This window comes from Streptomyces sp. NPDC002640 (assembly GCF_053592575.1).
On the sequence record NZ_JBSFVZ010000036.1, the window covers coordinates 32,332 to 45,969 of the forward strand.

The following is a 13,638-nucleotide window of genomic DNA, read 5'->3' on the forward strand; positions in this document are numbered from 1 at the left end:
TCGTTCTGCCCCATGTGAGTGAGAAGAACCGAGAGGGAAAGCGCAGCGCCCGCCAGCGCCTGGCGATGGAGCGCGAGAAGCAGAAGGCCGCGGAGAAGCGCCGCCGTGCCCTGATCGTCGGCGCGGCCGTGGTCTGCGTCCTCGGTCTCGCGGCGGTGATCGGCGTGGTCGCCGCCAACTCGGGCGGGGACACCAGCGACGCCGAGGGCCCCGCCGTCGCGCCCTCCGGGGCGGGCGGCGAGAAGAAACTGGCCATCCCGGTCGGCCGGGCCGACGCGCCCTCCACCCTCGTCGTCTACGAGGACTTCCGCTGCCCGGCCTGCAAGGCCTTCGAGACGGCCTACCGCTCCACCATCGAGGAGCTGACCGAGGCGGGCTCCCTCAAGGCGGAGTACCACCTGGTCACCCTGATCGACGGCAACCTCGGCGGCAGCGGCTCGCTGCGCGCCGCCAACGCCGCGGCCTGCGCCCAGGACGCCGGGAAGTTCCCCGGCTACCACAACGTCCTCTTCGACAGCCAGCCCGAGGAGGCGGACGACGCCTTCGCCGACAACAAGAAGCTGATCGACCTGGCCGGCAAGGTCGAGGGCCTCGACACCGCGGCCTTCCGCACCTGCGTCGACGAGGGCACCCACGACAGCTGGGTCCGCGACGCCGACGAGGCATTCCGCGGCGGCGGCTTCAGCGGCACGCCGACGGTCCTGCTCAACGGCAAGAACATCTACGAGGACCGCTCGATGACGCCCGCCAAGTTCAAGCAGATGGTGGAGGCACAGGCCGGCCGGTAGCCGTCCCCGGTCCCGGCCCCGTTATGGAGCCGTAGCCGGGCCGCCCGCCCTCCCGGCGGCCCGGCACGGTAGCGTCGTCCCTGCCATGGAACTTGCCTACATTCCCAGCCCGTCGCGCGGGGTGCTGTACCTCGGTCCCGTCCCGCTGCGCGGCTACGCGTTCTGCATCATCCTCGGCGTCTTCGTCGCCATCTGGCTCGGCAACCGGCGCTGGGTCGCCCGGGGCGGGCGGCCGGGCACGGTCGCCGACGTCGCGGTGTGGGCCGTGCCGTTCGGCCTGATCGGCGGTCGCCTGTACCACGTGATCACGGACTACCAGCTGTACTTCGGCGCGGGCCGTGACTGGGTGGACGCCTTCAAGATCTGGGAGGGCGGCCTCGGCATCTGGGGCGCGATCGCCTTCGGCGCCGTCGGCGCCTGGATCGGCGCGCGGCGGATGGGCATCCCGCTGCCGGCCTACGCCGACGCCGTGGCGCCCGGCATCGCCCTCGCCCAGGCCATCGGCCGCTGGGGCAACTGGTTCAACCAGGAGCTGTACGGGCGGGAGACGGACCTTCCGTGGGCGGTCCACATCACCTCCTCCCTCGACGGCCGGGTCCCCGGGTACTACCACCCGACCTTCCTCTACGAGTCGCTGTGGTGCATCGGCGTCGCGCTGCTGGTGATCTGGGCGGACCGCCGGTTCACGCTCGGGCACGGGCGGGCGTTCGCGCTGTACGTCGCCGCGTACTGCGCGGGCCGGTTCTGGATCGAGTACATGCGGGTCGACGAGGCCCACGAGATCCTGGGGCTGCGGCTCAACAACTGGACCTCGATCCTGGTGTTCCTCCTGGCGGTCCTCTACTTCGTCCTCTCGGCCCGCAAGCGGCCGGGGCGCGAGGCGGTCGTGGAGCCGCGGGCGAAGGACGACACCGACGCGGCCGAGGGCGACGTCACCGGCGGGACCGGTGACACGGACTCCTCCGGTGCCACGGAGGCGTCCCGGGCCGACGCGGACGACACCGCGGCCGAGCCCACCGAAGCCAAGGGCAAGTAACAGCCCGCTCCGCGCGACGACGGCAACGACGGCGCCGCGCCCCGATCACCGGGGCGCGGCGCCGTCGTTTTTTGTGTCCGGGTGTCCGGGTGTCCGGGTGTCCGGGTGTCCGGGTGTCCGGGTGTCCGGGTGTCCGGGTGTCCGGGTGTCCGCGTGTCCGCGGTGCCCGCGGCATCCGTGGCGAGGGCATCACCCGCGCGCTCCATGAAGCGGATGGAGTATCCGTTCGTGCTAGCATCCCGGTCGGCAGCGGAAGCGGATGAAGAATCCGTTTCTCAGGGTGTTCTCAGGGGTGGAGGAACGCATGGCGAAGACAGCGGTGATCACGGCCGGCACGGGAGGCATCGGCCTGGAGACGGCGCTGGGGCTGGCCGGGGCGGGGTTCGCGGTCACGGTGGTGGGGCGGGACGCGGGCCGGGGAGCCGCGGCGGTCGAGCGGATCAACGCGGCGCACCCGGCGCGTCCCGCCCGGTTCCTGGCCGCCGACCTCGCCTCGCTCGACCAGGTCCGTGAGCTGGCCGGCCACATCGCCGCCGCCCACGCCGCGTCGGGGGAGCCGCTGACGGTGCTGGTCAACAACGTCGGCGCGATGTTCGCCGAGCGGCGGCACGTGGACGGCGTCGAGGCGTCGTTCGTCGTCAACCACCTCTCGCCCTACCTGCTCACCGAGTTGCTGCTGCCCACGCTCACCGCCGCGGCGCCGAGCCGGATCGTCAACGTGACCTCCGGCGCGGTCGGTGTCGCCAAGCGGGTGTTCGACGCCGTCGAGCCGCCGGGCGGCTACTACGGCTTCCACCGGTACGGGCGCGCCAAGCTGGCCAACCTCACCTACACGCTCGACCTGGCGAGGCGGCTGGACGGCACGGGCGTCTCGGTCTTCGCCGCCGATCCCGGCGGCGCGGCGACCGACATGACCGACGACACCCTGGTCCGGGAGGTCGTCTCCCCGCCGCTGCGCCTGCTGTGGCCGCTGGTGCGCCGCCGGTTCGAGCGTTCCACGGCCGGGACCGCGGCCGCGGCGGCCAGGTCCTCGATCACCGCCGCCACCGACCCGGCGCTGACCGGCCGGACGGGTCTGGTCATCGGCCCGCAGGCCCACCCGGTCGCGCCGTTCCGCGCGGCGACCGACCCGCGCACCGTCGAGGCAGTGCGCCGGCTCAGCGAGACCCACGCGCCCACGGCGGCCACGACGCCCGGGGGATGAGCGCCCGCGGGGGGCTTTCCCGGCCGGGAGGGTGACCGGCGCCGCCTATCATGGGCCCGCCGGCCCCCGCACCACCGACGAGCGACCTGGACCCCTTCCTGATGACGACGCCACCGCTGCGCAAGGACGCCGCCCGCAACCGGGAGCGGATCGTCGCCGTCGCCCGCGACCTGGTCGACCAGGGCACCGCACTGCACCTCAACGACGTCGCCCGCCGGGCCGGCGTCGGGGTCGCCACGGTCTACCGGCACTTCGCCACCCCCGAGGCCCTGCTGGAGACGGTCGCCGCCGACTGCCTGGAGGACCTGGCCGCGCACGGCGAGCGGGCCCTGGCGGACCGAGACCCCTGGCGGGCGTTCACGGGCTTCCTGTCCCGCGTCGTCGAGGCCCAGATCACCGACGCGGCCCTGCCGCCGGTCGCCGCCGCCACCCAGGACGCCCTGCCGCGCACCGCGCGGCTCAAGCAGGACCTCGCGGCCGCCGGCACCACGCTCCTGGACCGGGCCCGTGAGGCCGGAGCCGTCCGGACCGACCTGGCCGCGACGGACCTGGTCCCGCTGATGTGCGGCATCGCCCACGCCGTGAACGTCCACGGCGGCACGACCGGCGACCGGATCGCCACCGGCCACCGCTACCTCGCCACCCTGCTCGACGGCCTGCGCCCCGTACCGTCGCGCACCTGACACCTCCGCCGCACGGTCACCCGGGTCCCGCAGGGGCCGGCCGGGCGGCGAGGGCGAGGGTGCGGTGGGCGGCCTGCACGACGGCCGCGTCGACGAAGCGGCCGTCGGCGAGGGCCTGGGCGCCCGGGCCCGCGCGACGGGCCGCGGCGACGATCTCCTCGGCCTCCTCGACCTCCCGCGGGCCGGGCAGGTACGCCCGCTCGACGACGGGAAGCTGGCGCGGATGGATCACCGCGCGGCCGAGGAATCCCAGCCCCCGCCCCCGGGCGCAGGTGGCCGCCAGGCCGTCCAGGTCCCGGACGTCCGGGTACACCGACTGCGGGGGAGGGGCCAGGCCCGCCGCCCGCGCGGCCACCACCACCCGGGAGCGGCACCAGTCGAGCCCCGCGTCCTCCCGCACCCCGAGGTCCGCGCGCAGGTCCGCCTCGCCGAGGGAGACACCGCCCACCGACGGGTCGGCGCGGACGATGCGGAACGCCTCCTCCACGCCGAGCGCGCTCTCCAGCAGCGGGAAGAGCCGCAGTCCCGCCCGGCCCAGCGCCCTCGCCTGCCCGGCCACCCGCACCACCGTGTCGGGGGAGGTGACCTTCGGCAGCCGCACCCCGCCGAGTCCCGGGCACGGCAGCAGCGTCTTCAGGTCCGCCCGCCCCTCCGGCGAGGACGGGCAGTTCACCCGGACGTGCACCGGAGCCGGCGGCGGCCCGGCCAGCAGCTCCGCCGTGGCGTCCCGCGCGTACTCCTTGCGGCCGGGCGCGACCGCGTCCTCCAGGTCGACGAGCACCACGTCCGCCCCCGCCCGCAACGCCTTGGCGACCACCTCGGGCCGGTCACCGGGCACGTACAGCCAGGTCAGCGGCGGTGCCTGGACGTCCTCGCTCACACGATCCCCTCCCGTCGCAGCGCCGCGATCTCCTCCCCGTCCAGCCCCGCCGCGGAGAGCACCTCCTCGGTGTCCGCCCCGTGCGGCCGCCCGGCCCAGCGGATCGCGCCGGGTGTGGCGGAGAGCCGGAACAGCACGTTCTGCATCCGCAGCTGCCCGAGCTCCGGGTCGTCCACGGTGGCGATGGTGCCCAGCGCCCGGTACTGCGGGTCCTCCATGACGTCCCGCACGTCCTGGACCGGCGCCACCGCGGCCTCCGCCTTCTCGAAGGCGTCCAGCACCTGCGACCGCTCGCGCCGCGCGATCCACGCCCCCACCGCCTCGTCCAGAACGTCCGCGTGGGCGGCCCGTCCGGCGCCGGTCGCGAACCACGGCTCCTCGGTCAGCTCCGGGCGACCCACCAGCCGCATCACCCGCTCCGCGACGGACTGCGCGGAGGTGGAGACGGCCACCCAGGTGCCGTCGGCGGTCCGGTAGGTGTTGCGCGGGGCGTTGTTCTGCGAGCGGTTGCCGGTGCGCGGCTGGACGTGGCCGAGCTGGTCGTACCAGAGCGGCTGCGGCCCCAGCACCGTCAGGATCGGCTCGATGATCGCCATGTCGACGACCTGCCCCTCGCCGGTGCGGTCCCGGGCGGCCAGCGCGGTCATCACCGCGTACGCGGTGGCCAGCGCCGCGATGGAGTCGGCGAGCCCGAACGGCGGCAGGGTGGGCGGCGCGTCCGGCTCGCCGGTGACCGCGGCGAAGCCGCTCATCGCCTCCGCGAGGGTGCCGAAGCCGGGGCGGCGGGCGTAGGGGCCGACCTGGCCGAAGCCGGTGACGCGGGCCAGCACCAGGCGCGGGTTGGCGGCGGACAGCTCCTCCCAGCCGAGCCCCCACCGCTCCAGGGTGCCGGGGCGGAAGTTCTCCACCACCACGTCGGCGTCCCCGGCCAGCCGCAGCAGCGTGTCCCGGCCGCGCGGGGCGGACAGGTCCAGGGTGATGTTCCGCTTGTTGCGGCCCAGCAGCTTCCACCAGAGCCCGACGCCGTCCTTCGCGGGCCCGTGACCGCGCGAGGGGTCCGGCTTCGACGGGTGCTCCACCTTGATCACGTCGGCCCCGAAGTCGCCCAGCAGGGTGGCGGCGAGCGGCCCGGCGAACAGGGTCGCGAGGTCCAGCACCCGCAGCCCGGAGAGCGGGGACCGGGTGGTGTTCTCCTCAGGGTTCACGACGCGTACCGTGCCTCGATCTCGGAGCGGTAGGGCATGGAGGCGGACGCCCCCGGCCGCTGGACGGACAGGGAGGCCGCGGCGGCGGCCCAGCGCAGCGCCTCGGGCATGGGGCGCCGCTCGGTGAGGGCGACGGCCAGGGCGCCGGCGAAGGTGTCACCGGCGCCGGTGGTGTCCACCGCCCGCACCCTCGGCGAGGGCACCAGCACCGGCTCGCTGCCACGGGCCGCCCAGAGGCTGCCGGCCTCCCCGAGGGTGACCACCACCTCCGGCACCCGCTCCAGCAGCGCGAGCGCCGCCCGGTGCGGGTCGGCGACCCCGGTCAGGGCGGCCGCCTCGTGCTCGTTGGGCAGCAACAGGTCGACGTGGTCCAGGAGTTCCGGCGGCAGCGGCTGGACCGGCGCCGGGGTCAGGACGGTGCGGGTGCCGTGGGCGCGGGCCACCCGGGCGCCCGCCAGGACCGCGTCCGGCGGGATCTCCAGCTGGAGCAGCAGCAGGTCGGCCCGGGAGATCACCTCCTCGTCGCGCGGATCCAGGGCGGTGACCTGGGCGTTCGCGCCGGGCACGACCACGATGGCGTTGCCGCCCTCGTCGTCGACCACGATGTGCGCCGTCCCGGAGGGCACCTCGGCGGTGCGCAGCCGGTCGGTGAGCACCCCCGACGCCTCCAGGGCGGAACGCAGCCGCAGGCCGAACGTGTCGTTGCCGACCGCCCCGACCATGGCGACGGCTCCGCCCGCCCGGGCGGCGGCCACCGCCTGGTTGGCGCCCTTGCCGCCGGGCGCGGTGCGGAACTCCCGTCCGGCGACGGTCTCCCCGCGCTGCGGGGCCTTGGCGACGTAGGCGACGAGGTCCATGTTGGCGCTGCCGAGCACGACGACGTCGGCGGCGTTCCGGAGGGGGCTGACGTTGCTCATGGCTGGGCGCTCTCCAGGACGGTCCGGGCCGGCCGGGCCCGCTCCGGTCGCGGGCCCGGGGCGCAGAGGTGGGCGGTGGTGCGGCCGAGGGCGTCGAAGCCGACACCGTCGAACCCGGCCACGGTGGTGCGCAGACGGTTCTTCAGCGGCGCGGTCCACCGCTCGGGCAGCGCGTCGGCGGAACCGGCCAGCAGCGCGGCGATCCCTCCGGCGGTGGCGCCGTTGGAGTCGGTGTCCCAGCCGCCGGAGACCACCCGGCACACGGAGCCGGCGAAGTCGCCGTCGGCGTGGGTGAGGGCGGCGGCGATCAGGGCGGTGTTGGGGACCGCGTGGACCCAGTGGTACCGGGCGTGCTCGGCGTGCAGGGCGTCCACCACCGGCTCGAACGCGGCGGCGTCACCGGCGTGCTCCCGGGCCAGCCGCACCGCGTGCCGCACCGCACGGGCCAGCCGCGAACCGGGCGGGACGACGGCCAGCCCGGCCCGCAGGCAGCCGTGCACGTCGCTCCCGCCGCCCGCCGCGGCCGCGGTCACGGCGGCGGCGAACATGGCGGCGTGCACCCCGCCGGCGGTGTGGCTGAGGACGGCGTCGCGGTGCGCCTGCCCGGCGGCGGCGCCGGGGTCGCCGGGGTTGGTCCAGCCGTGCACGTCGGCACGGATCAGCGCGCCGATCCACTCCCGGAACGGGTTGCGGTGGCGCGCGGTGTGCGGGGGCTCCACCCCGGAGAGCAGGTTGCGGTAGGCGACGCGCTCGGCGGTGAACAGCCGGCCGGCGGGCAGCTCGTCCAGCCAGAGGCGGGCCACGTCGTCGGTGGTGAACGACCGGCCGTGCCGGCGCAGCAGGACCAGGCCGAGCAGCGGGAAGTTGAGGTCGTCGTCCTCCGGCATGCCGTCGATGTTCTCCGCCAGCGAGGTGGGGGCCGAGCGCCGGTTCCACGGGAAGGCGGCGGCCAGGTCGGCGGGCAGCCCGCGGGCGGTGAACCAGGTGGCGAGCGGCCAGTTGCCGGTGGCGCGGGCGAGGGCGCGGATGCCCTCCAGCGGCAGCTTCTCCACCGGCTTGCCCAGCAGGCAGCCCACCGCGCGGCCCAGCCAGGCCGCCTCGTACCGGGCCGCCGAAGAGGGAGCCCCGGCGGGCGAGGACGAGGGCGAGGGCGAGGGCCAGTCGGGGCAGAGCGCCTTGATCCGGTCCAGGTCGGTGGGCTCCGCCTCGGCCAACGGCGAAGCCAGCTCGGCGAGTTCGTCGAGCAGGTCCTCGGCGAGGGTGCGCAGGTAGCGCGAGACGGGAGCGGCGGAGGCGCCGGCGCGGTCCGGGGCGTCCGGGCCGCCGGCCGCGCGCCAGCGGGCGGCGACGGCGGCGACGGTGGCGGGGGAGCGGCCGTCCTGCACGGCCTGCCGCAGCTCGTGGCCGAGCAGGTCCTCGGGCTGCACCCAGGTCATCCGGAGCACGTGGCGCCTCCGATCGCGGTGAACGCCGCCTCGTGGGCGCGGCGGCGGGCGACGTCCCGGGCGAAGACCTCCCGCGCCACGGAGGCCAGGGCGCGGGCCGGACCCTCCAGGTCGAGGCGGCTGGCCTCCGCCACCTGCCGGGTCCACTCCGCCGGAGGGCGGGAGCCCAGCGCGCCGGCGATCGCCCCGGCCATGGTGGCGATCGAATCGCAGTCCCGGCCGTAGTTGACGGCGCCCAGCACCGCCTCCTCGTAGTCGCCGTCGGCCACCAGCAGCATGCCGAGGGCGACGGGCAGTTCCTCGATGGAGTGCAGCCGGGACGGGCGGCGGGCGCCGAGCGACGGCGCGCGGTAGTCGGGGCCGACCGTGTCGAACGGGGCGACCGCCGCGCGCAGCGGGCCGAGGGCCGCCTCGAACCCCGAGTACCGGGACGCCGTCTCGCAGACCGCCTCGATCGCCGCGCGGGTGCCGTCCTTGGCGAGGGCCAGGCAGGCGTCGACCACCGAACGGGGCGTCGCGCCGGGGGCGCAGGCCGCCGCGACCGCCGCCGCGAAGACGCCCGCGGCCTCCCGGCCGTAGGAGGACTGGTGGGCGCCCGCCACGTCCAGGGCCTCCGCGTAGGCGGTGGCCGGCCGGGCCGCGTCGACCAGGCCGACCGGCGCCATGTACATCGCGGCACCGCAGTTGACGATGTTGCCCGCGCCGGCCTCGCGCGGGTCGACGTGACCGTAGTGGATCCGTGCCACCAGCCACTTCTCGGCGAGGAAGATCCGCTGCAACGGCAGCGCCTCCGCCTCCAGTTCCGGGATCCAGCGGGGGGAGCCCATCAGGTCGGGCACCAGGTGCTCGGCGACCGCGTAGGCGTCCAGGTGGTCGCGGACCTTCTCGTAGACGCGGATCAGGGCGTGGGTCATCAGGGTGTCGTCGGTGACGTGCCCGTCGCCCTTGTGGTACGGCGCGATGGGGCGCGCGGTGCGCCAGGCGTCGCCGTTCCAGGGGCCCACCACACCGCGCACGCGGCCGCCGTGGCGTTCCAGGATCTGCTCGGGGGAGTAGCCCTCGACCGGACCGCCGAGGGCGTCGCCGACGGCGGCGCCGGCCAGCGCGGCGGCGACCATGTCGTCCAGGGACCGGGCGGCCGCGGGACGGGGGCGCCGGGGGTCCGGACCGGCCGTCGGGCGGGGGGACTCCTGGTCGTCGAGCGATCCTTCGCGTGGCCTTTCGGGCGTGATGTGCGTCATGCCGGAATCATCCTCCGCCGGACGGGGGACGCCCGGCTTCCAGGCGTTCGGCGAGTTCCACCAGGTCCGTCCCGGACAGGCGGGGCAGCACGCAGCCGGAGAGGCTGCGGCACGCCTGGCGCCAGGGGCCGGGGACGGCCGCGAGACCGCCGAGGGCTCCGGTGAGCGCGCCGGTGAGGGCGGGCGCGGAGTCGGCCACCCGGGACAGGCAGGCGGCCGCCGGCACCGCCTCGGCGATCCGGCCGCCGGACGCCAGGGCCAGCGCGAGCGCCACCGGCACGGTCTCCGCCGCGGCGATCCCGTAGCTGTACACGTGGTCCACGATCTGGTGCTCCAGCAGCGGTACCAGGGCGAACGCGCCCTCCGCGGCGTTCTCGCGCGCCAGGTGCAGGGCGTGCCGGGCGTTGCGGCCGGCTTCGGAGGAACCGGGCAGCTCGCCCAGCGCGGCCTCCACGCACTCCTCCACGCCGGCGCCGGCCAGGGCGAGGGAGACCGCGGCGGCCATGGCGCGGGCGCCGTGCACGCCGTCGCCGTCCTGGGAGTAGCGGGCGTCGAACTCGGCGAGTTCCGCGGCGGCGCGGTGATCACCCGGATGGGCGACGGCCAGCACGCACGCGCGTACACAGGCCGCGTCGTCGAAGTAGTGCGGGTTGTCGTGGCCGGTGGCGGGCGGGCGCAGGCCGGTGGCCAGGTTGCCGAGGCCCGCGCGGACCGAGATGCGGGCGCGCAGCGGGACGGCGGCGGACTCCACCTCGGGCGCGGCACGGGCCGCCTGGGCGACCTCCTCGGCGACGGCGCCCCACGCGAGGTCGACGGCGGCGCGGATCCGGCGGTCCCGGGCGAGGTCGGCGAGGAGCGCGTCGTCGCCCGCGCGCAGCAGGGCCTGCGCGGTCCAGGCCGCCCACTCGGCGTCGTCCGACGGGCCGAGGCGCAGCGGGTCGGGCGGCTGGTTCAGGGCGATCGGCACGGGGAGGGTGGTGGTGGCGTTCTGCTCCGCGAAGGCGTCCAGTTCGCGGGTGAGCCGCCGCGTCCACTCCGGCATCCGCGCCGCCCGGTGCCGTGCCGCGGGCCATCCCGCCGCGTCCCCCGCCGCGAGGCCCAGCAGCATCCCCGCCACCCGCCGCGGCCCGGGCCGCGCGGCGGCGGCCTCCGCGCGGGGGGCCGCGCCGGGGGCGACGCCACCGGTGTGCGCGCCAGGTGCGCGGGTGCCGGTTTCGCTGCCGGTGCGGGGGCCGCTGCCGCTGCGGGTGGCGCTGCCGTTGCTCGTGTTGCTGTCGCCGCCGCTGCCGCTGCCGCCGCCGGTGCGGGTGGCCGGGTCCGGGCCCGTCGCGAGGCCGGTGGCGGTGCGGGCGCCGCTGCCGGTGTCGCTGCCGGTGCGGGTCCCGCTGCCGGTTTCGCGGCCCGTGGCGCCGGCCCCGGCTCCGGCTGTGGTTCCGCCGCCGCTGCCGGTGCCGGGGGCGGTGTCCTGGACTGTGCCGGTGGTGAGGGCGGTCGTGTCGGTGTCGGGGCCGGTGGCCCTGGCGAGGAGGGTGGCTGTGCGGGAGGCGGCGCCCTCGGTCCCCGCGGGCGCGGGCCCGGGCGCGGTGGCGGCCCGGTCCGTGGCCGCCGAGGGGGCGTCGGAGGGGACCGCGGTCGCCGTGCCCAGGGGCGGGGTGGAAGGGTGCGGGTCGGGGTCGGGGGTCATGCGGCCTCCCTGGTGGGGGTGAGGAGGTCGGCGATGTCGAGGACGTGGCGCCCCGCCATGGCCGGCAGGCAGCTGCCGCGGACGGGCCCGATGGGGGCCGCCCACTCGTCGGGGATGGCGGACACCCCGGACGTCGCGCCGGCCAGGGCGCCCGCGACCGCCGCCGTGGTGTCGGCGTCGCGGCCCATGTTCACGGCGGTCAGCACCGCCTCCCGGAAGTCCCCGTCGGCCGCCGCGTACGCGCCGAAGGCCAGCGCCACCGCCTCCGGCGCGAGGTCGGTCCACGGGTAGCCGGCCACCACCACCGCGGACCGCACCGCCCGCTCCCCGCGGTGCGCGACCGCCACCGCGCGGCGCAGCGAGCGCGCGGTCCAGGAGTCGTCGGGGATCACCGCGAGCGCCGAGGCGACGACCACCACCGTGGGCGCCCCGGTCATCGCCGCCGCCACTCCCGCGGCCACGGCCTGGCCCCCGTAGATGCCCTCCCCCTCGTGGCTGACCGAGCCGTCCACCGCCACCAGCCGGGCCGCCTCCGCGGGGCGTCCCGCCGCGAACACCCCGAACGGCGCGGCCCGCATCGCCAGCCCGTCGCTCCAGGCGTGCCGATGCTGGGCGGAGATCGGCGCGGCCAGCCCCCGGCGCAGGTTCTCCAGCGTCCCGCGCTCGCTGAACCCCGCTCCCTTGAACGGCCCCTCGTCGCGGTCGGCGATCCACTCGTGCCAGGCGGCCTCGACGTCGGCGGCGGTGAGGCCGCCCCCGTGCCGGGCCAGCAGCAGGCCGGAGAAGACGGCGTACTCGGTGTCGTCGGTGCCCGCGGGCTCGTCCTGGACGTAGCCGGTGATGCGGCCCCAGCGCGCCCGGATCTCCGAGGGCCGCAGGTTCTCCGCGGGCGCGCCGAGCGCGTCCCCCACGGCCAGGCCCAGCAGCGCTCCGCGCGCCCGCTCGCGCAGGTCCGGTGTGACGACGTCCGCCATGCGCGCCTCCTGACGGGAGGGGTCCCTTGTGAGGATCTCTGCCACGCCACCGCCCCGTACGACCCTCGGACACGCCGACGTCACCCGGACGACATGTGTGCGGATGCTTCATCGGATGAGCGGAAACGGCAAAAGCGCAGGTGAGGGCAGCCTTCCCTTGCTGGCGGCGTCCGAGTGAAAGGCGTAGCTTGGGGAACATCAAAAAGTAGACCCAGTCCAAACTGGCCGCGCGGTCGACGCTTTCCGCGCACCCGGTCCGACCCCGAGCGGGAGACATGGCTGTTCTCGAGATCCAGGCGCCGCTGCACGAGGCGCACCGCGACAACCACACCCACCGTGACGTCAACGGCGGCTGGCTGCGCCCCGCCGTCTTCGGCGCGATGGACGGCCTGGTGTCCAACCTGGCGCTGATGACCGGCGTCGCCGGCGGCGCCGCCTCCAGCACCGCCGTGGTGGTCGCCGGACTCGCGGGACTGGCCGCCGGTGCCTGCTCCATGGCGGCCGGCGAGTACACCTCCGTCGCCTCCCAGCGCGAACTGGTCGAGGCCGAACTCGACGTGGAACGCCGCCAGCTCGCCCGGCACCCGCAGGCCGAGGAGGCGGAGCTCGCCGCCCTCTACGAGGCGCGCGGCGTGGACGCGGCCACCGCCCGCGAGGTCGCCCGCCAGCTCTCCCGGGACCCGGAGCGGGCGCTGGAGATCCACGCCCGCGAGGAGCTCGGCATCGACCCCGGCGACCTGCCCTCCCCGAAGGTCGCCGCCGTCTCCTCCTTCGGCTCCTTCGCCCTCGGTGCCCTGCTGCCCGTGCTGCCCTACCTGCTCGGCGCGACCAGCCTGTGGCCCGCCGTCGTCCTCGCGCTGGTCGGGCTGTTCCTCTGCGGAGCGGTGGTCGCCCGGGTCACCGCCCGCACCTGGTGGTTCAGCGGACTGCGCCAGCTGGTGCTCGGCGGCGCCGCGGCCGGCGTCACCTACCTCCTGGGCAGCCTCATCGGCACCGCGATCGGCTGACGCGCCGCACCCGGCGCCCCGCGCCCGGCCCCCAGCCGCCGCGCCCGACACCTCACCGCCGCCCCGCACGACCGCCACGGCCGCCTCCGGACACCCGGGGCGGCCGTGGCGCGTACGTGCCGTCCGTGTGACGCGCAAGAGTCCGGCGCAGGTCAACGCGGTTTCGGCGGTGTGACATTCGTCCCCGCGACGCATCCGGACGGCGGCCCTATGATGAAGGTCGCTCAGATGTGTGAGGAGCCGCACACCGAGTGGCCGCCCTCTGGTTTCGGTCGCGGACCGACGGGGCATGAGCCGGGACGCGCCGGGCAAGGACGCCCGCGGCGCGCATCTCCTGCACGGGCGACGAGGCCCGCCACCCAGGAAAACGTCAGGACACCTTCTCTGACGCCTCTCCCGCATGCCCGCCGGAACCCCGGCGGACGCACCACCCCGCAACGGCCCCCGCGTCCGCATGCTGGAACGGAGTATCCAATTTCCGGTATCCGTTTCACTATGTAACGCGCGAGTATCTTGCCCCACCGCAGCAGAGGGCCAACGTCGTCCCTCGGCACCGTGCCCCCAGAGCCCCAGA

At 76.1% G+C, this 13,638-nt stretch carries 12 protein-coding genes; 5 read left to right on the forward strand and 7 right to left on the reverse strand.

The annotated features are described in order from the left end of the window. Nucleotides 1–14 precede the first annotated feature (14 nt). The 4 genes from ACWD3O_RS32130 to ACWD3O_RS32145 all read left to right on the forward strand — a co-directional run bounded on the left by ACWD3O_RS32130 (nt 15) and on the right by ACWD3O_RS32145 (nt 3,711). Entirely contained in the window at nt 15–788 is a 774-nt protein-coding gene (locus tag ACWD3O_RS32130; RefSeq protein WP_451418294.1) for a DsbA family protein, read from the forward strand. Nucleotides 789–873: 85 nt separating this feature from the next. Next, nucleotides 874–1,824: a prolipoprotein diacylglyceryl transferase gene (gene lgt, locus ACWD3O_RS32135; RefSeq protein WP_451418295.1), complete on the forward strand. Its 951-nt coding sequence runs from the start codon at nt 874–876 to the stop codon at nt 1,822–1,824. Between the two features lie 304 nt (nt 1,825–2,128). Then, on the forward strand, nt 2,129–3,028 hold the full coding sequence (locus ACWD3O_RS32140; RefSeq protein WP_451418296.1) for an SDR family NAD(P)-dependent oxidoreductase: 900 nt from the start codon (nt 2,129–2,131) through the stop codon (nt 3,026–3,028). Between the two features lie 101 nt (nt 3,029–3,129). Further along, on the forward strand, nt 3,130–3,711 hold the full coding sequence (locus tag ACWD3O_RS32145; protein WP_451418297.1) for a TetR/AcrR family transcriptional regulator: 582 nt from the start codon (nt 3,130–3,132) through the stop codon (nt 3,709–3,711). A 16-nt stretch (nt 3,712–3,727) separates the two neighbouring features. On the opposite strand, the gene ACWD3O_RS32150 is transcribed toward ACWD3O_RS32145, so the two are convergent. The 7 genes from ACWD3O_RS32150 to ACWD3O_RS32180 all read right to left on the reverse strand — a co-directional run bounded on the left by ACWD3O_RS32150 (nt 3,728) and on the right by ACWD3O_RS32180 (nt 12,057). Then, nucleotides 3,728–4,591 (reverse strand): HpcH/HpaI aldolase/citrate lyase family protein, encoded by an 864-nt coding sequence (locus tag ACWD3O_RS32150; RefSeq protein WP_451418298.1) that lies wholly within the window; start codon nt 4,589–4,591, stop codon nt 3,728–3,730. Further along, a complete protein-coding gene (locus ACWD3O_RS32155; protein ID WP_451413155.1) occupies nt 4,588–5,796 on the reverse strand; it encodes a CaiB/BaiF CoA transferase family protein in 1,209 nt (402 codons plus the stop codon). The genes ACWD3O_RS32150 and ACWD3O_RS32155 overlap by 4 nt, the downstream gene beginning before the upstream one ends. Beyond that, a complete protein-coding gene (gene rbsK / locus ACWD3O_RS32160; RefSeq protein ID WP_451418299.1) occupies nt 5,793–6,713 on the reverse strand; it encodes a ribokinase in 921 nt (306 codons plus the stop codon). The genes ACWD3O_RS32155 and rbsK overlap by 4 nt, the downstream gene beginning before the upstream one ends. Continuing rightward, nucleotides 6,710–8,158: an ADP-ribosylglycohydrolase family protein gene (locus ACWD3O_RS32165; RefSeq protein WP_451418300.1), complete on the reverse strand. Its 1,449-nt coding sequence runs from the start codon at nt 8,156–8,158 to the stop codon at nt 6,710–6,712. Before ACWD3O_RS32165 ends, rbsK begins: the two co-directional genes overlap by 4 nt. Next, entirely contained in the window at nt 8,146–9,276 is a 1,131-nt protein-coding gene (locus ACWD3O_RS32170; protein WP_451418310.1) for an ADP-ribosylglycohydrolase family protein, read from the reverse strand. Before ACWD3O_RS32170 ends, ACWD3O_RS32165 begins: the two co-directional genes overlap by 13 nt. A 130-nt stretch (nt 9,277–9,406) precedes the next feature. Next, nucleotides 9,407–10,507, reverse strand: a complete 1,101-nt coding sequence (locus tag ACWD3O_RS32175) for an ADP-ribosylglycohydrolase family protein (protein WP_451418311.1) — start codon at nt 10,505–10,507, stop codon at nt 9,407–9,409. 572 nt (nt 10,508–11,079) lie between these two features. Further along, nucleotides 11,080–12,057, reverse strand: coding sequence for an ADP-ribosylglycohydrolase family protein (locus ACWD3O_RS32180; RefSeq protein ID WP_451413159.1), 978 nt, complete (start codon nt 12,055–12,057; stop codon nt 11,080–11,082). A 275-nt stretch (nt 12,058–12,332) separates the two neighbouring features. Here ACWD3O_RS32180 and ACWD3O_RS32185 point away from each other — a divergent pair, with 275 nt between their 5' ends. After that, nucleotides 12,333–13,064 (forward strand): VIT1/CCC1 transporter family protein, encoded by a 732-nt coding sequence (locus ACWD3O_RS32185; protein WP_451418301.1) that lies wholly within the window; start codon nt 12,333–12,335, stop codon nt 13,062–13,064. The last annotated feature ends 574 nt before the right edge of the window (nt 13,065–13,638 follow it).

Bases quoted from the DNA above. Each gene is read 5' to 3' on its own strand.
- ACWD3O_RS32175 (WP_451418311.1), bottom strand. From the start codon at position 10,507: ATGCTGCTGGGCCTCGCGGCGGGGGACGCGGCGGGATGGCCCGCGGCA.
- ACWD3O_RS32170 (WP_451418310.1), bottom strand. From the start codon at position 9,276: ATGGTCGCCGCCGCGCTGGCCGGCGCCGCCGTCGGCGACGCCCTCGGC.
- ACWD3O_RS32180 (WP_451413159.1), bottom strand. From the start codon at position 12,057: ATGGCGGACGTCGTCACACCGGACCTGCGCGAGCGGGCGCGCGGAGCG.
- lgt (WP_451418295.1), top strand. From the start codon at position 874: ATGGAACTTGCCTACATTCCCAGCCCGTCGCGCGGGGTGCTGTACCTC.
- ACWD3O_RS32140 (WP_451418296.1), top strand. From the start codon at position 2,129: ATGGCGAAGACAGCGGTGATCACGGCCGGCACGGGAGGCATCGGCCTG.
- ACWD3O_RS32185 (WP_451418301.1), top strand. From the start codon at position 12,333: ATGGCTGTTCTCGAGATCCAGGCGCCGCTGCACGAGGCGCACCGCGAC.
- ACWD3O_RS32145 (WP_451418297.1), top strand. From the start codon at position 3,130: ATGACGACGCCACCGCTGCGCAAGGACGCCGCCCGCAACCGGGAGCGG.
- rbsK (WP_451418299.1), bottom strand. From the start codon at position 6,713: ATGAGCAACGTCAGCCCCCTCCGGAACGCCGCCGACGTCGTCGTGCTC.